This is a genomic window from Streptomyces sp. NPDC093586 (assembly GCF_044764905.1).
In the GTDB taxonomy this organism is placed as follows: Bacteria; Actinomycetota; Actinomycetes; order Streptomycetales; family Streptomycetaceae; genus Streptomyces.
Genome location: NZ_JBIWJA010000019.1, coordinates 15,855 through 37,850 on the forward strand (window position 1 = coordinate 15,855; position 21,996 = coordinate 37,850).

The 21,996-nt window shown below is 73.4% G+C and carries 19 protein-coding genes and 1 riboswitch; of the genes, 7 read left to right on the forward strand and 12 right to left on the reverse strand.

The window, feature by feature from the left end:
- Nucleotides 1–7 precede the first annotated feature (7 nt).
- From xdhC to ACIRFH_RS20480, 3 genes are read right to left on the reverse strand one after another with little or no spacing between them, the layout of a single operon-like run.
- Complete coding sequence (xdhC, locus tag ACIRFH_RS20470) at nucleotides 8–817, reverse strand: xanthine dehydrogenase accessory protein XdhC (protein ID WP_403522804.1); 810 nt, start codon at nucleotides 815–817, stop codon at nucleotides 8–10.
- Nucleotide 818: 1 nt separating this feature from the next.
- Nucleotides 819–3,215, reverse strand: coding sequence for a xanthine dehydrogenase molybdopterin binding subunit (gene xdhB, locus ACIRFH_RS20475; RefSeq protein ID WP_403522508.1), 2,397 nt, complete (start codon nucleotides 3,213–3,215; stop codon nucleotides 819–821).
- On the reverse strand, nucleotides 3,212–4,690 hold the full coding sequence (locus tag ACIRFH_RS20480; protein ID WP_403522511.1) for a xanthine dehydrogenase small subunit: 1,479 nt from the start codon (nucleotides 4,688–4,690) through the stop codon (nucleotides 3,212–3,214). The genes xdhB and ACIRFH_RS20480 overlap by 4 nt, the downstream gene beginning before the upstream one ends.
- 719 nt (nucleotides 4,691–5,409) lie before the next feature.
- Between ACIRFH_RS20480 and ACIRFH_RS20485 the strand changes: the two genes are divergently transcribed.
- Nucleotides 5,410–6,468, forward strand: a complete 1,059-nt coding sequence (locus tag ACIRFH_RS20485) for a VWA domain-containing protein (RefSeq protein WP_403522514.1) — start codon at nucleotides 5,410–5,412, stop codon at nucleotides 6,466–6,468.
- A gap of 90 nt (nucleotides 6,469–6,558) precedes the next feature.
- Here ACIRFH_RS20485 and ACIRFH_RS20490 read toward each other — a convergent pair whose 3' ends face one another.
- On the reverse strand, nucleotides 6,559–6,918 hold the full coding sequence (locus ACIRFH_RS20490; RefSeq protein ID WP_403522517.1) for a hypothetical protein: 360 nt from the start codon (nucleotides 6,916–6,918) through the stop codon (nucleotides 6,559–6,561).
- Between the two features lie 306 nt (nucleotides 6,919–7,224).
- Between ACIRFH_RS20490 and ACIRFH_RS20495 the strand changes: the two genes are divergently transcribed.
- Nucleotides 7,225–7,425, forward strand: a complete 201-nt coding sequence (locus ACIRFH_RS20495; protein WP_403522520.1) for a hypothetical protein — start codon at nucleotides 7,225–7,227, stop codon at nucleotides 7,423–7,425.
- Between the two features lie 97 nt (nucleotides 7,426–7,522).
- Here ACIRFH_RS20495 and ACIRFH_RS20500 read toward each other — a convergent pair whose 3' ends face one another.
- Nucleotides 7,523–8,107 carry an isochorismatase family protein gene (locus ACIRFH_RS20500; protein ID WP_403522523.1) on the reverse strand — a complete coding sequence of 195 codons (585 nt, stop codon included), beginning with the start codon at nucleotides 8,105–8,107 and terminating at the stop codon, nucleotides 7,523–7,525.
- 152 nt (nucleotides 8,108–8,259) lie between these two features.
- Here ACIRFH_RS20500 and ACIRFH_RS20505 point away from each other — a divergent pair, with 152 nt between their 5' ends.
- The 4 genes from ACIRFH_RS20505 (at nucleotide 8,260) to ACIRFH_RS20520 (ending at nucleotide 12,461) form a co-directional block, all read left to right on the forward strand.
- A complete protein-coding gene (locus ACIRFH_RS20505; protein WP_403522526.1) occupies nucleotides 8,260–8,949 on the forward strand; it encodes a TetR/AcrR family transcriptional regulator in 690 nt (229 codons plus the stop codon).
- Nucleotides 8,950–9,083: 134 nt separating this feature from the next.
- Nucleotides 9,084–9,545 carry a VOC family protein gene (locus ACIRFH_RS20510; RefSeq protein WP_403522529.1) on the forward strand — a complete coding sequence of 154 codons (462 nt, stop codon included), beginning with the start codon at nucleotides 9,084–9,086 and terminating at the stop codon, nucleotides 9,543–9,545.
- A gap of 192 nt (nucleotides 9,546–9,737) precedes the next feature.
- Nucleotides 9,738–10,394 (forward strand): TetR/AcrR family transcriptional regulator, encoded by a 657-nt coding sequence (locus ACIRFH_RS20515; protein ID WP_403522531.1) that lies wholly within the window; start codon nucleotides 9,738–9,740, stop codon nucleotides 10,392–10,394.
- A gap of 453 nt (nucleotides 10,395–10,847) precedes the next feature.
- A complete protein-coding gene (locus ACIRFH_RS20520) occupies nucleotides 10,848–12,461 on the forward strand; it encodes an MFS transporter (RefSeq protein ID WP_403522534.1) in 1,614 nt (537 codons plus the stop codon).
- A gap of 18 nt (nucleotides 12,462–12,479) precedes the next feature.
- Here the strand turns inward: ACIRFH_RS20520 and ACIRFH_RS20525 are convergent, their stop codons facing one another.
- From ACIRFH_RS20525 to ACIRFH_RS20555, 7 genes are all read right to left on the reverse strand, one after another.
- Complete coding sequence (locus ACIRFH_RS20525; RefSeq protein WP_403522536.1) at nucleotides 12,480–13,319, reverse strand: ATP-binding cassette domain-containing protein; 840 nt, start codon at nucleotides 13,317–13,319, stop codon at nucleotides 12,480–12,482.
- Nucleotides 13,316–14,065, reverse strand: a complete 750-nt coding sequence (gene cbiQ / locus ACIRFH_RS20530) for a cobalt ECF transporter T component CbiQ (RefSeq protein WP_403522539.1) — start codon at nucleotides 14,063–14,065, stop codon at nucleotides 13,316–13,318. Before cbiQ ends, ACIRFH_RS20525 begins: the two co-directional genes overlap by 4 nt.
- Nucleotides 14,066–14,416 (reverse strand): energy-coupling factor ABC transporter substrate-binding protein, encoded by a 351-nt coding sequence (locus ACIRFH_RS20535; protein ID WP_403522542.1) that lies wholly within the window; start codon nucleotides 14,414–14,416, stop codon nucleotides 14,066–14,068.
- On the reverse strand, nucleotides 14,413–15,108 hold the full coding sequence (locus ACIRFH_RS20540; RefSeq protein ID WP_403522545.1) for an energy-coupling factor ABC transporter permease: 696 nt from the start codon (nucleotides 15,106–15,108) through the stop codon (nucleotides 14,413–14,415). Before ACIRFH_RS20540 ends, ACIRFH_RS20535 begins: the two co-directional genes overlap by 4 nt.
- Before the next feature lie 29 nt (nucleotides 15,109–15,137).
- Nucleotides 15,138–15,322, reverse strand: a riboswitch (cobalamin riboswitch).
- Nucleotides 15,323–15,455: 133 nt separating this feature from the next.
- Complete coding sequence (locus tag ACIRFH_RS20545; RefSeq protein WP_403522807.1) at nucleotides 15,456–15,977, reverse strand: potassium channel family protein; 522 nt, start codon at nucleotides 15,975–15,977, stop codon at nucleotides 15,456–15,458.
- A gap of 71 nt (nucleotides 15,978–16,048) precedes the next feature.
- Nucleotides 16,049–17,428, reverse strand: a complete 1,380-nt coding sequence (locus ACIRFH_RS20550) for a chloride channel protein (RefSeq protein ID WP_403522548.1) — start codon at nucleotides 17,426–17,428, stop codon at nucleotides 16,049–16,051.
- Between the two features lie 685 nt (nucleotides 17,429–18,113).
- Nucleotides 18,114–21,245 carry an FAD-binding and (Fe-S)-binding domain-containing protein gene (locus tag ACIRFH_RS20555; protein WP_403522550.1) on the reverse strand — a complete coding sequence of 1,044 codons (3,132 nt, stop codon included), beginning with the start codon at nucleotides 21,243–21,245 and terminating at the stop codon, nucleotides 18,114–18,116.
- Between the two features lie 229 nt (nucleotides 21,246–21,474).
- On the opposite strand from ACIRFH_RS20555, the gene ACIRFH_RS20560 reads away from it, so the two are divergent.
- Nucleotides 21,475–21,867 (forward strand): cell division protein SepF, encoded by a 393-nt coding sequence (locus ACIRFH_RS20560; protein ID WP_403522553.1) that lies wholly within the window; start codon nucleotides 21,475–21,477, stop codon nucleotides 21,865–21,867.
- Nucleotides 21,868–21,996 lie beyond the last annotated feature (129 nt).

Genomic DNA, 21,996 nt, shown 5'->3' on the forward strand with positions numbered 1-21,996 from the left:
GCCCCGCTCAGCGGCGGTCCCGTTCGAAGGTCATGAGCAGGTCCGCCGCGACACTCACCGCGATCGTGGCGGGTTCCTTGCCGGTGATCCCGGCCAGTCCGATCGGGGTCTTGATCCGGTCGATGGTGGCGGCGTCGTGGCCGCCCTCGGTGGCCAGGCGGTGCCGGAACCGCGCCCACTTGGCGGCCGAGCCGATCAGGCCGATCGAGCCGAGGCCCTCGGTGCGCAGGGCGGCGTCGGCCAGGGCGGCGTCCTCGGCGTGGTCGTGCGTCATGATCAGGACGTGGGTGCCCGGCGCCAGCTCCTCGAGCACCTCCTCCGGCAGCAGTGGCGTGTGGTGCACGTGGACCCGCGCCACCGCGTCCGCCAGCACACCGAGCCGTTCGTCGGTGAGCATGTCGGGCCGGCTGTCGATCAGGTGCAGGTCGAGGTGGTGGCGGGCCAGGACGCGGGCCAGCTCCAGGCCGACGTGACCGACGCCGAAGACCGCCACCGCCGGCACCACCGGCAGCGGTTCGAGCAGGACGGTGACGGCTCCGCCGCAGCACTGCACGCCGTGCCGGTTGGTGACCTTGTCGTTGAGCTTGAACTCCATCAGCTCCGGTTCGGCACCGGGCGTGCCGATCAGTTCGCGGGCCCGGTCGATCGCGACCGCCTCGATGTTGCCGCCGCCGATCGACCCCCACGTCCCGGACCCGCCCACCACGAGTTTGGCACCGGCCTTGCGGGGGGCGTGACCGCGCACGGCCGCGACGGTCACGAGCACGCCGGCTTCCCGGCGGTCCCGCAACCGCGCGACCGCGGCCACCCACGTCATGTCAGGCATTGCTCAGGGCGTCGCTGCCGGCGGGGACCTCGCGGGCGTCGCCGTCGCCCCGGGTACCGCCCCTGCGGGCGGCCTCGATCGCCCAGTAGACGGCCTCCGGGGTCGCCGGGGAGGCGAGCTCCAGGCTGATCCCGGCCGGTCCGAACGCCGCGGCGGCCTGCCGCAGCGCCTCGCGCACCGAGAACGCCAGCATCAACGGGGGCTCGCCGACCGCCTTGGACCCGTACACCGCGCCCTCCTCGGTGGCGTTCTCCAGCAGCGTGACGTTGAACTCCTCGGGCATCTCCGAGAAGCTCGGCAGCTTGTACGTGCTCGCCGCCTGGGTCAGCAGCCGGCCGCGGTTCGGGCCGTCGCCGGTGTCCCAGCGCAGGTCCTCCAGCGTCAGCCAGCCCGCGCCCTGCACGAACCCGCCCTCGACCTGACCGATGTCGATCATCGGGGACAGGCTGTCGCCGACGTCGTGCACGATGTCCACCCGCCGGATGCGGTAGGCGCCGGTGAAGCCGTCCACCTCCACCTCGGTCGCGGCGGCGCCGTGGGCGAAGTACTTGAACGGCGAGCCCCGGAAAGACTTCGCGTCCCAGTGCAGCCCCTCGGTGCGGTAGAAACCGGCCGCCGACAGCTGCACCCGCTGGAAGTACGCGGTGCGCACCAGGTCGTCCCAGGCCAGCTCAGTGTCGCTGCCCAGGGCGCGCGCGACGCCCTCGACGATGCGTACGTCCGAGGCGTTGGCGCCCAGTTGGGAGGCTGCCACCCGGAGCAACCGTTCGCGCAGCTGCTCACAGGCGTTCTTGATCGCACCGCCGTTGAGGTCCGCGCCGGAACTCGCCGCGGTCGCCGAGGTGTTGGGCACCTTGTCGGTGCGCGTCGGGGCGAGGCGCACCTTGTGCAGCGGGATGCCCAGCGTGGTCGCGGCCACCTGCATCATCTTGGTGTGCAGGCCCTGGCCCATCTCGGTGCCGCCGTGGTTGATCAGGACCGAGCCGTCCTTGTAGATCAGCACCAGCGCGCCGCCCTGGTTGAAGGCGGTGAGGTTGAACGAGATGCCGAACTTGATGCCGGTGAGCGCGAGGGCCCGCTTGGTGTGCGGGTGCGCGGCGTTGAAGGCGGCGATCTCCCGCCTGCGGTCGGCGATGCCGGCGTCGTGCTTGACCTGCTCCCAGACGGTGGAGATCCGCTCGGGCTGCGTGACCGGCTGCCCGTACGGCGTCGTCTGGCCCTGGCCCGGCCGGTAGAAGTTGCGCTCGCGCAGCTCCATGGGGTCCAGGCCGAGCAGCGGCGCGCAGCGGCCCATGATGTCCTCGATCACCAGCATGCCCTGCGGTCCGCCGAAGCCGCGGAAGGCGGTGTTGGAGACCGTGTTGGTCCTGGCGATGCGGCCGGCGACGCGCGCGTTGGGGATCCAGTACGTGTTGTCGATGTGGCACAGCGCGCGGGCCAGCACCGGCTCGGACAGGTCCAGGCTCCAGCCGCCGTCCGCGGTCAGGGTGGCGTCCAGCGCCTGGATGCGGCCGTCGGCGTCGAAGCCGATCCGCCACGTGGCGTGGAAGCCGTGGCGCTTGCCGGACATGGTCAGGTCCTGGGTCCGGTTGAGCCGGAACCGGACCGGCCGGCCGGTGAGCCTGGCGCCGAGCGCGGCGACGGCCGCGAACCCGTGCGGCTGCATCTCCTTGCCGCCGAAGCCGCCGCCCATGCGCAGGCACTGCACGGTCACCTCGTGACTGGGCAGGCCCAGCACGTGCGCGACGATCTCCTGCGTCTCCGACGGGTGCTGGGTGCTGCTCTGGACGAACACCTGCCCGTTCTCGTCGACCTGGGCGAGCGCGGCGTGCGTCTCCAGGTAGAAGTGCTCCTGGCCGGCGAACTGGAACTCGCCGGTGAACACGTGCGTCGATTCGGCGAAGCCAGCGTCGACGTCGCCGGCCTCCATCACGGGCCGGGCACCGTGGTAGCTGCCGGCCTCCATCGCGTCCTGCAGCGTGACCAGGGCGGGCAGTTCGTCGAGTTCCACCTCGACGGCCGCCGCACCGAGCCGGGCCGCCTCCAGGGTCTCGCCGAGCACCCAGGCGACCGCGTGGCCGTGGAACATGACCTCGTCGGGGAAGAGCGGCTCGTCGTGCTTCATGCCGGCGTCGTTGACGCCGGGCACGTCGGCCTTGGTCAGGACGCGCACCACGCCGGGCACGGCGAGCGCGGGTTCGGTGCGCAGCGCGGTGATCCGGCCGTGGGCCTTCATGACCTGCACCGGGTAGGCGTGCAGCACGTCCTTGGTGCGGTGGACCAGGTCGTCGGTGTAGAGCGCGGCGCCGGTGACGTGCAGGGTCGCGCTCTCGTGCGGCATCGAGACACCGACGACGGGCTTCTCGGGACGCTCGGACAGATGGCTCATGACGACACCGCCTCGGTGGTGGTCTGTGCGTACAGCTTCAGCAGGCTCTGGCCGAGCATCGCGGCGCGGTAGCCGGCGCTGGCGCGGTGGTCGTCCATCGGCGTGCCCTGGGCCCGCAGCACCCGCGCCGCGGCCTCGACGGTCTCCGTCGCCCACGGCTTGCCCTCCAGGGCCGCCTCGGCGGCGAGGGCGCGGATCGGGGTGGCGGCCACGCCGCCCAGGCCGATGCGCGCCTTGCGGACGACGCCGTCCTCGATGTCGAGCGCGAAGGCGACCGCCACGCTGGAGATGTCGTCGAAACGCCGCTTGGCGATCTTGTGGAAGGCCGTGACGGGCGACAGCGGCAGCGGGATCCGCACCGCGCGGATCAGCTCGCCCGGACGGCGCACGCTCTGCCGGTAGCCGGTGAAGTACTCGGCCAGCGGGACCACCCGCTCACCGTCGGCGTCGGCGAGCACCAGCGACGCCTCCAGCGCGAGCAGCACCGGCGGGCTGTCACCGATGGGGGAGCCGGTCCCCAGATTCCCACCGAGGGTCGCGCTGTTGCGGATGAGCCGGGAGGCGAACTGAGGGAACAGCTCCGCCAGCAGCGGGACGTCACCGTCGAGACGGCGCTCGATCTCGGTGAGCGTCAGTGCCGCACCGATCTCGATGTGGCCGGACCCGACGCGCAGCTCCCGCAGTTCGGGCAGCCGGTCGACGGCGACCAGGCAATCCGCGCGGCGGGAGCGGATGTTCACCTCGACGCCCCAGTCGGTGCTGCCCGCGACCACCACCGCGTCGGGCCGCTCGCGCAGCAGCCGGACCGTCTCGGCCAGGGTGCCCGGCCGCACGAACACGCTGCCGTCCTGGGCGTATTCGGTGGCGACCGGCTCGGGCGGGGACTGCTCGCGGCGCCGCGCCAGCGGGTCGTCCTCGGCGGGCGCGCCGACGGCGAACGCGGCGTCGCGGATCGGGCGGTAACCGGTGCAGCGGCACAGGTTCCCGCTCAGCGCGTGCAGGTCGAAGCCGTTCGGACCGTGCTCGGCGTCGGCGCCGCCGGCCGCGTCGGCGTCCGTGGGGGCGTGCGCGCAGCGGTCGGGCCGGTAGTACTCGGCGGCCATGCTGCAGACGAACCCCGGCGTGCAGTAACCGCACTGGGAGCCGCCGCGCACCGCCATCTCCTCCTGCACCGGGTGCAGCACGGGCGGCGTACCGGGCTCACCGGCGGTGGCGAGGCCCTCGGAGGTGACGATCTCCTGGCCGTCGAGGGACGCGACCGGGACCAGGCAGGCGTTGACCGCCACCCAGTCGGTGGGCTTGTTCACCCCGGGGCGGGCCACCAGGACCGAACACGCGCCGCATTCGCCCTCGGCGCAGCCTTCCTTGGACCCGGTGAGGCCACGTTCGCGCAGGAAATCCAGGACCGTCGTCCGGGGCGCGGCCGGGGAAATCGGTGTGCTCTTTCCATTGACCGTGATCCGTGCCTCTACCATGGCACATCCTCATTTCGGAGCGCGGTCGTACAGATGATGCTCGTCGCCATTTCAGGGGGGCTTTCTCTTTCGGTGGCGCAGCTGAAGCGTGAGAATTCCGGCCGAGAATCAGCATGCGAGGGCATGCCGCGGACGGGTGAAGAGATCAGAGGACACCGGGGCCGTTGATCCGGCACGCCGGGAAAGAGGGGGCTGTTCAGCAGCCGTGTGCTACACGACCCGGGACCCAGACGGTCCGCTGCGCGAGGCGATGCAGGTCGGAGATGATCGACATCCGACTTCGCCTCCTTCCAGCAGCTCACGAGTCGGTCCGGTTGAAAATACGGTGCCGCGGGTCTGCCGGTCAAGACTCTGTCACGACCGATTTCCGCCGCCGTCCCGCACGTCGCGCGAACACCCCCACGCAGGGTGGCGGAGCAGGTCCGTCCCGCGACCACCGCGCACCCGCCTCAGCGAACTCGGCCTCGCACGTACCAGGATCACGGGCCGTATTTCACCGCAGGTGCGGGGGGACGTTCAGGAATTACGCGGACGCATTTCCCTTCCCGGTAATAGGCGCAGGAGTCGGCGCGGTGAGCCCGGCCCCCGTCGGCAGGCATCCCCTCGGTGCCGGGCGCGCCGCCGGGCGGAGACGGGTGACCGCGCGTCAGGAGCCGTTGTCAGTGCCTCCCCCTAGTGTTCGAGCATCAGTCGGGGAGCCTCGCAGAAGGAGCAGAACCATGTCCGCCAACAGGATCCAGCACAAGGTGAACCACGTCGCGCTGGTAGTGGACTGTTCGGGTTCCATGCACCAGCACCAGAGCCAGCTCGTCCGCGTCGTGGACGAGTTCGTGGCCGGCCTGAAGGCCGAGTCGGACAGCCTCGGCCACGAGACCCGGATCAGCCTCTACTCCTTCGACCACCGCGTGGAGAACCTGGTCTGGGACATGGACGTGAAGCACCTGCCGTCCATGCGGGGTCTCTACAAGGTCAACAACGGCGCCACGGCCCTGATCGAGGCCTCCCTCAAGTCCCTGGACGACCTGGGGCACATCTGGGAGGAGTACGGCGAGCACAGCTTCCTCCAGATCGTGGTGACGGACGGCGAGGAGAACGCCTCCGGCGGCGACCGGCGGCACGACGGCGACATGACCATCCTCGGCCCCTGGCTCGACAGGATCACGGCGAAGATGAACGGGCTCCCGGGCCACTGGACGTCCGCGATCCTCGTCCCGAACTCCCTGGCGAAGCGCACCGCCCAGAACTACGGCTTCCCGGCCGGCAACATCGCCATCTGGGACGCGGACTCGCAGAAGGGCGTCGAGGAGGCGATCGGCACCGTGCGGGCCGCCGCCACCAGCTTCCTGAGGGGCCGCGAGCAGGGCGTGCGCGGCACGAAGAACCTGTTCGCCGTCGGCCAGGACATATCCGTCGACGACGTGCGGGCGAACCTCGAACCGATCCCGGCCGACAGGTACCGGCTCCTGAAGGTCGACAAGGAGATCGAGATCCGCCCCTTCGTCGACTCGCACCCGGGCGTGACGTACGAACGCGGCTCCTGCTACTACCAGTTGGGCGCCCGCGCTCTGGTCCAGCCCAACAAGGAGGTCATCGTGGTCGAGAAGAAGACCGATCGCGCCTACACGGGGGACGCGGCGCGCAGCCTCCTGTTCGGCACGGGCGTCCAGGGGACCGTGTCCGTGAAGGCGGGCAACAACCCCGAGCTGGAGGTGTACGTGCAGAGCCGCTCGGTGAACAGGAAGCTCAAGCCGGACACCCGCCTGCTCATCATGCTCTGAGAGCGGTCGCCGCCCGCCTCACCTGTCCGGCGGGAACCACGCCTGGAGGCCCTCCGGGTCGATCGGCGGGGAGATGTGCTCGTTGCGTGATCAGCCACCTGCCGTCCGACCGCCTCGGCCCCGGGCTCGCCCGCACCCATACGGCCGTGCTGAGTCCGTTCCTGCGCGTGCCGGACTCCAGGTGGAGCATGTGCGCGAAGGCGAGGCCCCCCTCACCGCCGCGACGGTGAGCGCGTGCGTCTCCGGACCGATCGGGCCCTCGTGACCGCCGAACCACCGCAGGACGTTGGCGCCGACCTCCGCGCGCCCCGTGAACTGGAGCGGGAGGACGGCGTCGTAGTGGACGATGTCGTCGGAGCAGAGGGACATGAGCCGGCCGATGTCCTTGGTCCGGCTGGCCTCGACGCGCTCTTCCAGCAGTGCCCTGATGTCGGATTCGTGTGCCGTCATCGCGATCTCCTCGAGAAGATCGCGATCTCCTCGAGAAGTGGGTCTGCGGCCGGTTCGCCGGCCGCAGCCCGGCGGCCTGCCGCCAACTGGCCTCCTCGGCCCGCCGCCGTCTGCGCGACGCGCGGCCGCCGTCCCCTCCGTCGCCCGCCGACCTAGCCGCCGGCGTCGTCGGGGACTTCAGGCGGGCGTGGGAGGCCGAAGGACATCGGGACCCTCATCGGCCTCCTCGACCCCGCGGCGACGGCGGTCGGCGACGGCGGCGGACGCGTCACCGCCGTCGCCCACCCGATCGAGGGCGGTGAGCAGGTGGCGCACTTCTTCGTCCGGATCGCCGACAGGGTCTTCGGCCTCGAACTCGGCGAGCGGACCGTCGACGGGCGGCCCGGCCTGGTGGCCGAGCACGCCGGCACGCCGGTGGCGGTGTACGCGTTCGACATCGCCGGAGACCGCATCCGGCACGTCCGGGGCGTGCTCAACCCGGAGACACTCCGCCCCTGGGCCCCGTGACGTCGCACCCCGCCCGGCGCTCAGGACACCGACGCCCGCCGCGGAGCCGGCGGAACGGAGCGGACCGCCGCCCCGCCGCGGACGACCGCTCGAGGGACTACCTCAGCTCCGCGAGCGAGGGGACGACGACGCCGTACCGGTCGGTGATCGTCGCGAGGGCGCCGTCGTGGAGCTGCCGGGCGGTCAGCGACGTGCCTCCCGCGTGCATGGTCCGCAGGGGGCGCGTCGCGCAGGCGTCCGCGACGACGGTGGGCCGGTTGCCCCGCAGGGACGCGCCCTCCGTCGTGAACAGGACGCACATGTGGGTCATGAACCCGGCGATGACGACGTCGTCGTTGCCGGCGGCGTCGACGTGCGCCCCCAGATCCGTGCCGTGGAAGCCGTTCGGGACGTTCTTGACGACGACGGCCTCCCCCTCGACGGGCGCGACGCTCTCGTGGATCCGGCCGGCCTCGGACTCCACGTCGTAGCCCGCCTCCTGGACGTGGATGACCGTCGCGCCGGCCCGGCGGGCCGCGGCCAGCAGCCCGGAGGCGGCCTCCAGCGCGGGCTTCCAGCCGTCGAGCTCCATCACGCCGCCGGTGTAGACGTTCTGGTAGTCGACCAGGATGAGCGTGGCGTTGCCGAGCGACGCGGGCGTCTCGTCGGCGCCGGTGAGTGCTCGCAGGGTCGTCGTGGACATGAACCAACCGCCTAAGGATCGGAGAAGGATGTGAGCGACGCTAACACATGATGTGAGCACTGTGAAGCAGTGTTTTCCGTCAGGCACCTTCGGAGGGGAAACATGCAGCTCCACGGTGTTAGCGACGCTTCCAGGGCTGCTAGCATCACCGCATGTCGACGGCACGAGAGCGCATCCTGGCCGCCACCGAGGAACTGCTCGCGTCCAAGGACGCGCAGGCCATCTCGACCCGGGCCATCTGCGAACGGGCCAAGGTCGGCATGCCCGAGATCTATCGCCAGTTCGGCGACAAACAAGGGCTGCTCACGGCGGTCGCGGGCATCGGCTTCGAGCGTTTCCTCGCGAACAAGCGCCGCAACCCGACGACCGACGACCCGGTGGCGGACCTGCGCACGGCCTGGGACAGCCATGTCTCGTTCGCTCTGGACAACCCTCACCTGTACCGGCTGATGTTCACGCCGGCCCCTCAGGCCGGGCCGCCTGCCATCGAGGAGGCCAGAGCCCTGCTCCTGGCGGCCCTGGAGCGCTGCCGCGCCGCCGGACGACTGCGCGCGCCCCTGGAACTGGCGGGTCAGTCGATCCTCACGGCCAACGTCGGCGTGTGCCTGATGGCCCTCTCCTTCCCCGGGCTCTACGGCGACCCCGGCATCTCCCGTTTCGTACGCGACGCCGTGCTCGGCGCGCTCACGGGCGACGAGCGCGAGGACACGAGGATCACCGAGGGGATCGTCCTCGCCCAGGCGCTGGTCGGCACCCTCACCGGGACCGCGCCCGCCGGCGACGACGCCGTCGAACGCCTCACCCGAGCGCTCCGGCGGTCCGTCCCCAGCGCCGGCGAGTGAACCCCGCCGGCCGTCGGCCGCATTCGTGACGCGGTTCCGGGAAACCGGCCGACTTCGGCCGCGAGCGGTGCCAGGGTGGGAGCGATGCGCACGGACGCACTCGACCGACACCCCGCTGCGAACGGAGCAACCCGATGAGCCGTCACTTCCAGGTCACCTTCGACGCCCACGACCCCCGGGCACTGTCGAGCTTCTGGCGCGACGTCCTGGGCTACGTCCACCCCGGTCCGCCCGGAGTCGACGTGCCCGAGGGCACCGATCCGCTGGCCGCGTGGGACGACTTCCTCGCGCGGATCGGCGTGCCGGAGGGGCAGCGCAACGGCAGATCGGCCATCGAGGACCCGGACGGGCACGGCCCGCGACTGTTCTTCCAGCGGGTCCCGGAGGACAAGACCGCCAAGAACCGGGTCCACCTCGACGTCCGGGCGGCCCCCGGACTCCAGGGGGAGGAGCGGATGGCGGCGCTGGAGGCCGAGTGCGAGCGGCTCGTCGAGCTGGGCGCGACGCGGGTGCGCCGCTTCGAGCCCGAACCCCCGATGAGCGCCGGCTTCATCGTGATGACCGACCCCGAGGGCAACGAGTTCTGCCTGGACTGACGCGGTCCGGCCGCGGCCGGACCGCCGCACCGGGGCGAGCGTCCACGACCCCGGTGCGGCGACCGGTGCCTGCGGGGCCGAGGACGGCTACCGGGCCGGGGAAGCCCCCCGTGCCAGAATGGACGTTCCGCCGTTCCGCCGTCCCGCCGTCCCGCCCCGCGAACCGCCGCCCCGATCCACCGAGGTTCTCCCGTGTCCAAGCCCGTGGCCCGCGAGCCGCAGCGACGCAACGCGCGCTCCAACCGGGCGCGCATCCTGGCCACGGCCCGCCGGGAGCTCGGGCGGAACCCGGACACCACCCTGGAAGAACTGGCGCGGGCCGCCGGCGTCGTACGGCGCACCCTGTTCGGTCACTTCCCGGGGCGCGCGGCGCTGCTGGAGGCCCTCGCCGAGGAGGCCTCCGAGGTGCTGCGGAGCACGATGGCGTCGGCCGCGGAGGGGTCCGGGCCGGCCGAACCGGCCGAGCGTGCCCTCGCGTACTTCCTGCTGATGATGTGGCCCGTCGGCGACCGCTACCGGATGCTGCTGGCGCTGGCCCGGCACGATCTGGGCGCGGAGCGCGTGGCCGAGATCCTCACGCCGGCCCGCGCCGAGGTCACCGCCATCCTGGAGCGCGGCCAGCGCGACGGCGCCTTCCCCGCCCACCTGCCGCCCGCCGTGCTGAGCGCCGGGCTGGAGGCGATGACGGTCGCCCTGCTGGAGCAGGTCAACACGGGCGCGCTGGAGGACGACGGCACCCGGGCCGTCGCCGCCGTGCTCGTGGCGGCGGGTGTGCCGCAGGACCGGGCCCGCACCGTCGTGGAGTCCGTGGCTCCGACGGTCCCCGCGAACCCGACGACCGGCGACTGACCCCCGCGGTTCCGGTCCCGCTTCCCGCGGTTCGGTTTCCCGTTTCCCGCGGTTCCGTTCCCGCTCCTCGCGTGACCGGACCCCCTCACACGGGGCCCGCCCGGCTCCCCGTGCCCGATACGCCGTCCTCGTGGCGGCGTCGGCGGTGACCCCGCCGTGACCGGCGCTGCGATGGCCGCACCGCCCCTGCCGCCCCCGGCGACCCCCTCGATCGGCGCGGCCCGCCCCGTCAAGTCCCGTACGGGTGACGGTGTGCCACGTCGGCCGCCCCGGTGCGCGTGCCGCCGGGGCGCGGCCCGGTTCCCGCTCGGCCCCGCGCGAGATCCGGGTGCGTGCAGTGGGCGCCGGCGGGTACCCGAAGGCTGTTTGCACATCGGTGGGCAAGAATCTACGCTGTGATTAATCTGCACACCGATGGGCAATTAACCTGCCCTCGTACCCGGGAGCCCTTCCATGCCCCTACTGGCCACCACACCCGTCGAGAAGATGACCGGTCCGTATCCACGGCGCTGGTGGGCCCTGATCGTGCTGTGCCTCAGCCTGCTGATCGTCGTCATGGCGAACACGTCCCTGATCGTGGCCGCCCCGGCCATGACCGCCGACCTGGGCCTGAGCAGCAGCGACCTCCAGTGGGTCATCGACGGCTACACCGTCCCGTACGCCGCGCTGATGCTGGTGCTGGGCGCGATCGGCGACAAGTACAGCCGCCGCGGCGCCCTGATCGCCGGTCTGGTGATCTTCGCGGGCGGCTCGGTGATGGGCAGCCTGGTCCACGAGACCGGCCTGGTCATCGCGGCCCGCGCGATCATGGGCGTCGGCGCCGCCGTCGTCATGCCGGCCACGCTGTCCCTGCTGGTCGCCATGTTCCCGAGGGGGGAACGGGCCCGCGCCATCACGGCCTGGACGGCCACCTCCGGACTCGCCATCGCCGTCGGCCCGCTGGTCGCCGGCTGGCTGCTCGGCGACCACTCCTGGGGCTCGACCTTCCTGGTCAACGTCCCCATCGCCGTCCTCGCCGTCATCGGCGCGCTGGTCCTCGTGCCCCCGTCCCGGGCGGCCGGCATGGGCCGCATCGACTACGTGGGCGGTCTGCTCTCCATCGTCTCCGTCGGCAGCCTGGTCTACGCGACCATCGAGGGCCCGCACTTCGGCTGGGGCGCCGGCCCGGTGACCGCGGCCGTCGTCGCGGTCGTCGGCCTGGTGGCCTTCGTGGCCTGGGAACTGCGCCACCCGCAGCCCATGCTGGACGTGCGCCGGTTCCTGCAGCGGCCGTTCAGCGGCTCGATGCTGGCCGTGCTGTTCTTCTTCTTCGGCACCTACGGCGCCATCTACTACTCCACGCAGTTCCTGCAGTTCGTCCTCGGCTACGGTGCCCTGGAGACCGGCGTACGGCTGCTGCCGCTGGCCGGGGCCGTGTTCGTCGGCGCCGTCGTGACCGGGCGCCTGACCCCGAAGCTGGGCGTCAAGGCCATGATCGGGTCCGGCATGGTGATCGGCACCGTCGGTGTCTTCCTGCTCGTCCTCGTCGACAAGGACTCGACGTACTCCGGCTTCCTGGCCCCGATGCTGCTGCTCGGTCTCGCCATCGGCCTCAGTGTCTCCCCGGCCACCGACACCATCATGGGCTCCTTCCCGGAGAGCGAACTCGGCGTCGGCGGCGGCGCCAACGACACCGCCCTGGAACTCGGCGGCTCGCTCGGCATCGCCGTCCTCGGCTCCCTGCTCGGCACCGCCTACCGCGACGAACTGGGCGACCTGGTGGGAGGCCGGCTCCCGGCCGCCGCACTGGACACCGCCCAGGACTCCGTCGGCGGCGGACTCGCGGTCGCCGAGCACGTCGCGAAGTCGTCGTCGGGCGGCCCGCAGCAGGCCCGGGCGCTGGTCGACGCCGTCCACGAGGCGTTCGCCCACGGCGTCGCCGGCACCAGCCTGATCGGCGGGATCATCATGGCCGCCGGCACCCTGATCGTCCTCGCCGTCCTGCCCGGCCACCGCGCCGCCGCACAGCACCGGCCCGCGGACGAGCCGGCTCCGGCCCGGGACGCCGAGTACAGCGACGCGAACTGAACGGCGCCCTGAAACGGGTCAGTCGGCCAGGGCCGCCAGGTCCTCCGCCGTGCGCGGGCCCTGAGCCGGGTCCGCCAGCAGCCCCCGGGCGCACAGCAGCCGCGCCGCCGCCACGCCCCACGGCAGCCGCAGCCCCGCCAGGCCGAGCAGGTCGGTGCGGGCCAGCGTCGCCGCCGTGGGGCCGGTGTGCACCCCCGAGGGGGTGAGCAGGGCGGCGTCGTCCGACCAGCGCAGGGCGAGATCCACGTCGTGCGTGGCCATCACCACCGTGGTGCCGCCCTCCCGCAGCCGGTCGAGGGTGGCCAGCAGTCGCTCCTGCCCGTCCGGATCGAGCCCGGCGGTCGGTTCGTCGAGGATCAGCACCCGGGGCCGCATCGCGACCGCACCGGCGATCGCGGTCCGCTTGCGCTGCCCGTACGACAGCAGATGCGTGGGCCGGTCGGCCAGCGCGGCGATGTCCAGCGCGGCGAGCGCCTCCTCGACCCGGGAGCGGACCTCCGGGTCCGGCAGCCCCAGGTTCAGCGGCCCGAACGACACGTCCTGGGCGACGGACGCGGCGAACAACTGGTCGTCCGGGTCCTGCACCACCAGTTGCACGGTGGTCCGCAGCCGTGTCAGTCCCGCCCGGTCGTACGTGACCGGCCGCCCCTCGACGCTCAACCGCCCGGTGTGCGGCCGCAGTCCGCCGCTGAGCAGCCGCATCAGCGTCGTCTTGCCGCTGCCGTTGCGGCCCAGCAGCGCCAGCGCGCGCCCCTCGCGCACCTCGAAGTCCAGGCCGCTCAGCACCGGTGGCCCCTCCTCGTACCCGAAGGACGCGCCCCGCAGGGAGACCAGGGCCGGTTCGGCGGACTCGTTCACGACAACGGCCTTTCCAGTACGAAGGTGAGGGCGGTCAACGCCGCCAGCAGCGCGACGCTCGCCGCCGTGAAGGGCACGGAGACCCGGGCCTTCGGCACCAGCACGCGCAGCGTGCCGTCGTAGCCGCGCCCGGCGAGCCCGGCCTGGAGCCGCGTCGCCCGGTCGAAGGCCCGCACGAACGCCGTGGCGCCGAGCCCGCCGAGCGAACGCCAGGCGGCGGCCCGGGTGGTGTGCCCCAGCCGCGCGGCCTGCGCCTCGCGGATCCGGCGCACGGAGTCCAGCAGCAGGAAGCTCATGCGGTACGTCACCAGCGCCACGTCCACCACCGGCGCGGGCACCCCCGCCCGCACCAGACGGGGCAGCAGGTCGGACATCGGCGTGGTGAACGCGAACAGCAGCACCCCGAGGGACGCCGCCGACGTACGCAGCAGCAGCTCCCCGGCACGCACCGCACCGCCGTCCGCCACACCCACGAACCCGCCCGGTCCCCCGACCCGCACCAGCAGCGGCAGCGCGCCGGTCACGCAGAACCCCAACGGCACCCGGTACGCCCGCCACAGCCGCCGCGCGGGCACCCCCGCCGGGCCGAGCAGCACGGCCAGCGCCGCGACCAGCACCAGCGCCGCGCCCGGCCAGGGCGGCAGCGAGATCGCGAGCACGGTCAGGCCCAGTCCGAGCACGGCCTTGTCCACGGGGTGGCGGTGGCGCCACCGGCTGCTGTGCGCCGCCGCGTCGATCGGCAGCACTCAGTCCCCTTCGGGAGCGTGCGCGTCCTGCCGGGCGGCGGCCCGGGCCGCGCGCTCCTCGCCCTGCCGCCGTCCCCGGCGCAGACCGAAGTAGTAGGCCAGCACGCCCGCGCCGAGCGCCGCCTGCACGGCGAACAGCGCGGACTCGATCTCCCCGGACGGCGGCTCGTACAGCGGCGAGAACCACGGCTTGTAATCCGGCTGGATCTCCGTGATCGCCGTCTCCGCCTCGGCGTCGGCACCGGCGAACGGCTCCTTCTTGTGGTCGCCGAGGCCGAGCACCAGCGGCAGCACCGCGAGCGCGGCCACGACGGCCAGCAGCAGGACGTTGATCTTCGTGTTGCGGCTCATCGGACGACCGCCTCCTCGCGCTCGCCGGTGCCCGCCGGCAGCACGCCCAGCCGGGCCAGCTCCCCCTTGCTGGACTGCACCAGCAGCCGCATCACGACCACCGTGAGCAGACCCTCGCTCACCGCGAGCGGGATCTGCGTGACGGCGAAGACGGACCCGAACGTGCCGAGTGCGCCCAGGAACCCGCTGCCCGGGTCGGGGAAGGCCAGCGCCAGCTGCACGCTGGTGACGCAGTACGTGGACAGGTCGGCGACGAACGCCGCGCAGAACACCGTGACCATCAGCGGTGCCCCGAACCGGCGCAGCAGGCGGTAGGTGCCGTATCCGGCCCAGGGGCCGGCGATCGCCATCGAGAAGGCGTTGGCGCCGAGCGTGGTCAGACCGCCGTGGGCGAGCAGCAGGGCCTGGAAGAGCAGGGTGATCGTGCCCAGGACCGCCATGACCGGCGGCCGGAACAGGACGGCGCCCAGACCGGTCCCGGTGGGGTGCGAACAACTCCCGGTGACGGAGGGCAGTTTCAGGGCCGACAACACGAACGTGAAGGCACCGGACGCCCCGAGCAGCAGCGTGCTCTCGGGATGTTCCCGGACCTCACGGGTGAGCGACCGTACTCCGTGGACGACGAACGGCGCGGACGCGACACCCCAGGCGATCGCGTGCGCCGGAGGCAGGAAGCCCTCGGCTATGTGCATGGCTCAGCAGACCCTCTCCAGCACCTCGTGGATGGACGACGCGCCTTGGCCGGTCTCCTGGCTGACGGGTACCACCGCCCGAACTCCGCCTTCCCGGGTTGCAAGAACCCAGTGGCTGCCCGTGAGGGCCGGAGCCGGACTTCCCGATCACAGTGGCGAGGGCCGCACCGGTACTTCACCGGATTTCCCGTTCACCAAGGCGTGGCGACAGTAGTGCGCCCACGAGGGTGGTGACAAGCGGGCCTCCCCGCTGCCGGCCCCGGTCCGGCCCGTACCCGCGGGTGCTTTCCGCGCCGACGCTCCGTCATGGGCGGCAGCCGTCCTCGCCGGACGTGGCGAAGATCTCCTCACGCCTGCGGCGGCGGGCGCGGTGCCGGGGCGTCACGGGCGGTCCCCTCGGCCGTGCGCCGGACCACCCGGGAGCGCAGCTGCTGCCCCAGCGCCGTTCCGGCGGCGGTGAGGAAGACGAAGCTGTAGAGGATCTGCAGGATGGCCACGACCCGTGCCGTCTGGCCCCGGGGCGTGATGTCCCCGTAGCCGACGGTGGCGAGGGTGACGACGGTGAAGTACAGGGAGTCGACGCGGGTGCGCAGTCCGCTGAACTCGCCGGGCTGTTTGGCCAGGGTGTAGTAGGCCGCCGCGAAGACGTGCACCGACAGCAGGACCAGCAGCGCGATGACCACGCCGGGGTGGGTGCCGGTGCGGTCGGTGAGGACGTGGCGGATCTGCCGCAGCAGCAGCGCGGCCACGACCGCCAGGGCCAGGCCGAACAGCAGCCAGCTCAGTACGGGCCGGTCGGGGCCCAGCCGGTCGAGCGGCAGCAGGAAGTAGGCCACGACCAGACCCACGGCCGCGCAGGCCCGCACCAGCCAGGGCCGCGCGGAACGCCAGGAGACGCCGGGCCGGGCCCGGCCCTCCCGCCCGCCGCCCCCGCGTGCGGTCACCGGTCCGACTCCGCGCCGGGACGCGCCGGTGCCGGTGCCGCCGTCTCCGGCGGGTCGCGGCGGACCACCTGGGCGACGACGAACGCGACCACCGACGCGACGACGATCAGCGGCATCTGGTCGTGCGCGTCCCTGCCCATCAGCAGCACCGCGAGCACCGAACTGGCCAGCGGCAGCCCCGTCACCGCGGCCGCGGCGGCGGAGATGCCGAGGGCGAGGGCCGGGGTCGCGCCGAAGCCGGGCAGGCCCGAGCAGGCCATGGCCGTCGCCGTGCCCAGCAGCACCGACGGGAAGATCGGACCGCCGCGCAGACTGCCCAGCGAGATGCCCCACGCCAGCCCCTTGCACACGACGAGCGCGACCAGCGCGCCCACGGACCAGGCGTGCGGATGCGCGGCGAGCTGGGCGAGGGCGGCCTGTCCCGACAGCGCCGCCTCCGCCGGCGAACGGCCGGTGATCAGGGCGTACGCGGTGATGCAGACACCGACCGCCGTGGCACACAGGACGGTGCGGACGGCCGTGCGCTGCCGCGTCCAGGTGACGGTGCGGCGGCCGAGCGCGCGGCCCAGCGTGACGAGCACGGCGATCAGCGCCGCCGTCGGGACGCCCCACAGGAAGTCACCCGCGTCGGGACCGGTGCTCGGCGGCACGTGCGGCAGCGACAGCGCGCCGATCCTCAGACCGGTCCACTGCCCGAAGCCGGTGAAGACCAGCGCGCCCGTCGCGCTGGCCAGCAGACAGGGCAGCAGCAGCGCGACCATCCGGGCGCCGGCGAGCCCCGCGCCTTCGATGAGCAGGACGGCCGCGGCCACCGGACCGCCGAGGATGGTGGAGATCGCGGCGGTGGAGCCGGCCGTCGCCAGGATCGCGCTCGCCCTCGGATCCGCGTCCGCGCCCGTCCGCCGCAGCGCGAACAGCGCGAGCCCGCTGCCGACGGCCATCAAAGGCGCCTCGGGGCCCAGGACCACACCGAGCGGCAGGGTGGCCAGTGCGGCCAGGACGGTACCGGGCAGCGCCTTCGGCCCGACGGGCGCGCCGCCCAGCCCGTTCACCGGCAGATGCCCGCCGCCGCCCGGCATCCGGGTGACGATCGGCGCCAGGATCAGCCCCGCCAGCACCAGCGCGGGCAGCGCCCACCACCAGGGCGGGGTGCCGTACCCGGCGGCCCTCGGCAGCGACGTCCACACCCAGTGCTGGAGCTCGTGCTGGAGGCCGACGAAGAAGAAGCAGGCCAGCGCGACGGGAACGCCGAGCAGCACGCACAGCAGCAACAGCCGCAGATAGCCGGGGCTGAGCAGGGTGCGCCGCAGGGACTGCTCGGCCCGGGCCGGGACGGCGTTCGCCGGTGCGGCCGACGGGCCCTCGGACGCCGTCACGGGCCCGGCCGGCGCGCTGCCGGCGCGGGCCCGGCGAGCGGCGGCAGGGGATGAGTCGTCACGGGCCCTCCCATCGGTCCGCCCACCTCTCGACGCCGGCCCGACGGCCCCGTCGCGTGTCGGACAGGTTCGATTCCTGACTGTCCAGTCAACGCGAGGCGGCCCGGGGCCGCATGCCACGGACCACCCTCCGGGGCACCGGCACCGGCACCGGCACCGGCACCGGCACTGGCACCGGCAGAGGCTGAGGTCCCCGCCCCGGCACCGGCACCGAGCGGCACGGCTGCGCCCTCCCGGACCCCCGGTGCGCCGGCCCGGCGCCGAGCGGAGCGGTGACGTGCTGCAGGGGCTTCCGCGCCGCGCACCGGCGCGGGCCTCCGTGCTGCCCGTCGGGGCCGGGCCGCACGGGGTTCCCGGCGGGGCGGCGCCGCTCCGCTCGGACAGTCGCACGGCGGACCGGATCCGGCCCCGCTCGGCCCACGGGGCGGCGGCGGGGCGTGGGGGCCCGTGTGGCGGCGGCGGGGGTGCGAGTTCGCGTGGCGGTGGCGGGGGCGTGGAGGGACGCGGAGCGGCGGCGGGGCGTGGCCCGCGGGACGATGGCGGCAGAGACGTGGCCCGCCGGACGGCGGCAGGGGCGTGGCCCGCGGGAGGCCCGGGGGCCGGCGTCCCCCGGTCGCCGGCCCGCTCAGCGGTGCCGCAGGCCCCGGACCAGGGCGGTCCCCGCGCCGACGGCGGCCAGCCCCGTGCCGGCGAGGGCCAGCGCCCGTGCCCGGCGGCCGGGAGGCGCGGGGCGAGCGCCCGGCGCCGTGCCGTACGCGCTGCCCGGTACGCCGGTGTCCCCGGCGGAGCCGGGCAGCGCCGAGGCCAGCAGCTCCGCCAGGTGCACGCCCTCGTGGCCGCCGCTGTCGAGCTCGTGGATCTGGGTGCGGCAGCTGAACCCGTCGGCGAGCACGACGGTCTCCTCGTCCTCCTCCCGCAGCCGCGGCAGCAGCACCCGCTCCGCGCAGGCCTCGCTGACGTCCAGATGGCCGCGTTCGAAGCCGAAGTTGCCGGCCAGCCCGCAGCAGCCGGAGTCCAGCCGCTCGACGTCCACCCCGGCCCGGCGCAGCAGCTCGCGGTCGGCGTCCCAGCCCAGGACCGCGTGCTGGTGGCAGTGCACCTGGGCCAGCGCCTTCGCGGACCGCTCGGGCACCCGCGGCGGCTCGTAGCCGGGGGAGTGCTCGGTCAGCAGCTCCGACAGCGTCACCGTCCGCTCGGCCAGCCGGCGCACGTCCTGGTCGGCGGGGAACAGCTCCACCGCGTCCGCGCGGAACACGGCGGTGCAGCTCGGCTCGAGGGCCACCACCAGGCCGCCCGCCCGCACATGCGGGGCCAGGCTGCGCACGGTCCGGGCGAGGACCCGCTCCGCCGTGCCGAGCTGCCCGGTGGAGATCCAGGTCAGCCCGCAGCACAGCGGCCCGGCCGGCAGCTCCACCCGCCAGCCCGCGTGCTCCAGCACCCGTACGGCCGCCTCCCCGATGTGCGGGTGGAAGTGGTCGGTGAAGGTGTCCGGCCACAGCAGCACGGTGCCGCGCCGCCCGTCGCCCTCCGGCTCGTGCCGGGCGAACCACTGCTGGAACGTCCGCTCCGCGAACAGCGGCACCTCCCGGTCCGCCAGGCCCGCGACGGCCACGGCGGCCCGGGACAGCACCGGCGTGTGGGTGAGCGCGTTGACGACCGGCCCGAGCCGGGTGCGGCCCACGACCCGCGCGAGCACCGGCAGCCAGCCCATCGACCAGTCGGAGCGGGGCCTGCGCCAGGGACGGCCCGCGTAGTGGTGGGACAGGAATTCCGCCTTGTACGTGGCCATGTCCACGTCCGCCGGACAGTCCTTCCTGCAGCCCTTGCAGGCCAGGCACAGATCGAGGGCGTCCTTGACCGCCTCCGAGCGCCAGCCGTCCCGGACCGCCGCGTCCCCGTGCCCGTCGAGCATCTCGAACAGCAGCCGCGCCCGGCCCCGCGTCGAGTGCTCCTCCTCCCGGGTCACCTGGTACGACGGGCACATCACCGTGCCGTCGCTGGTGTGCTGGCGGCACTTGCCGACGCCGACGCACCGGTTGGCGGCCTGGGAGAACGACCCACCGTCGTGAGGGAACCGGAAGTGCAGGTCGCGGGGCTCGTACGGGGCCCAGTCGCCGCCCAGGCGCAGGTTCTCGTCGAGCCGGTACGGTGCCACGACCTTCCCGGGGTTCATCCGGTCCAGCGGGTCGAAGACCGCCTTCAGCCGGCCGAACGCCTCCACCAGCCCGTCGCCGAACATGCGCGGCAGCAGCTCGCCCCGGCTCTGCCCGTCCCCGTGCTCGCCGGACAGCGACCCGCCGAACTCGACGACCAGGTCGGCGGCCCGCTCCATGAACCGGCGGTACGTCGCCACCCCGTCCGCGGTGTACAGGTCGAAGGGGATGCGGGTGTGCACGCAGCCCTGCCCGAAGTGGCCGTACAGGCTGGGCCCGGTGTCGCTGAGATAGCCGAACTCCTCGAACAGGTCCCGCAGCCGGCGCAGATAGGCGCCGAGCTTCTCGGGCGCCACCGCCGAGTCCTCCCAGCCCTCGAAGGTGTCGCGCCTGCCGGGGATGTGGGCGGTGGCGCCCAGCCCGGCCTCGCGGACCTGCCACAGGTCCTGCTCGTGCGCCGGGTCGTCCATGAACGCGCAGTCGGCGTCGTGCTCGGAGCGGTGCACCGCCGCCAGCATCCGGTGGGCCCGCGCGTCCGCCTCCTCCCTGGTGTCGCCGCCGAACTGCACCATCAGGTAGGCGTCGCCGTCGGGCATCTCGGCCAGGGCCTGCTCGTTGAGGCGCTTGATCCGCTCGTCGCGCACCAGCCGGGCGTCGACGCCCTCCAGCGCGATCGGCTCGTGCGGCAGCACGTCGGGCACCGCGTCGGCGGCCTTGTCGATGCTGTCGAACCCCAGCACCACCAGGGTCCGCTCCTTCACCACCGGCACCAGCTCCAGCTCCGCCCGCAGGACGGTGACCAGCGTCGACTCGCTGCCCACCAGCAGTCCGGCCACGTCGAAGCCGTACTCAGGCAGCAGCGAGTCCAGGTTGTAGCCCGAGACCCGGCGGGGGATGTCCGGGAACCGGCGGCGGATCTCGTCGGCGTACGTGTCGCGCAGGGCCCGCAGCCGCCGGTAGACCGTCGCCCGCAGATCGCCCTGCCGCTCGATCTCGGCGTACTCCTCGTCGCTGGTCTCCCCGCACCAGAAGCGGGTGCCGTCGTAGAGCAGCACCTCCAGGCGGGCGATGTTGTCGACGACCTTGCCGTGCGCCTGCGCGGTGGCCCCGCAGGAGTTGTTGCCGATCATGCCGCCGAGGGTGCAGTTGGCGTGGGTGGCGGGTTCGGGGCCGAAGCGCAGGCCGTGCGGCGCGAGCCGCCGGTTGAGGTCGTCCAGCACGATCCCGGGCTGCACCACGCAGGTCCGCGCGTCCGTGTCCAGGGACTCCACGCGCGTGCAGTACTTCGACCAGTCGAGCACCACACCGGCGTTGGTGCACTGCCCGGCCAGGCTGGTCCCGCCGCCCCGCGACAGCACCGGGGCGCCGAAGTCCCGCGCCACGGCCACCGCCTCGGCGCCGGCCTCGGGGGTGCGCGGGACGACCACGCCGATCGGCGTCTGCCGGAAGTTGGAGGCGTCCGTCGAGTACGCGGCCCGGCTCCCCGCGTCGAACCTGACCTCGCCGTCGACCCGTGCGCGCAGGGCCGCCTCGAGCGCGGCCGTGTCGACCGGCGGCGGGGCTCCTTCGCGCACGACGGGTTCGGGCAGATCCAGCGTGCCCATGGCGCCCTCCTCGGCTCGGCGAGATATCGAGATGTGCGGTGCGACGGCCGCGGACCGGCCGTACGCGCGGTGCGGCAGCCGGCGGGTACCCCGCCGCAGGTCGCGGCAACCGCCGGTGGCGGTGGGCGCCGGGACGGGCGCGGATCGTGTCGCTGTTGGGCCGAACGGGTGAGTTGGCGTAAGAATTGGCTGGTGCACGCATTGAAGGCGAGTGGAATCGGGGGAGCCGGTGAACAGCTACGACGTCACCGATGAACAGTGGGAAGGGCTCGCCCAGGTCGTTCCGTTGCGCGGGCGCGACGCCTGGCCGTCGTCGGTCGGCCATCGCGCGATGCCGGAAGCGGAGACGGAGGCTCGCCGCCGTTTCGTCGTCCTGCGGGTCAACGTCTTCGCGGACGCCCGCGAGGTCGCCGAGACGCTGATGGCCGGCATCCCGGTGCTGCTGGACCTGACCAACGCCGAGACCGAGGTCGCCAAGCGCGTCCTGGACTTCAGCACGGGCGTCGTCTTCGGCCTGGCCAGCGGCATGCACCGGGTCGACCGCAACGTGTTCCTGCTGACGCCGGCCGGGACCGAGGTCAACGGCCTGATGGAGGGTGCGGCGGGGGTTCCGGGGATGTGACGGCACCCAGGGCCGGGCCGGGGACGCTTCGGCGAAGCCACCCGGCGGCCGTCGGGCATGTCCCCGGAACCGGTCGAGGGGAGCGCATGTCCCGGCAGAGCACCGCGCAGGCGGTGTGACGCCGGGGCG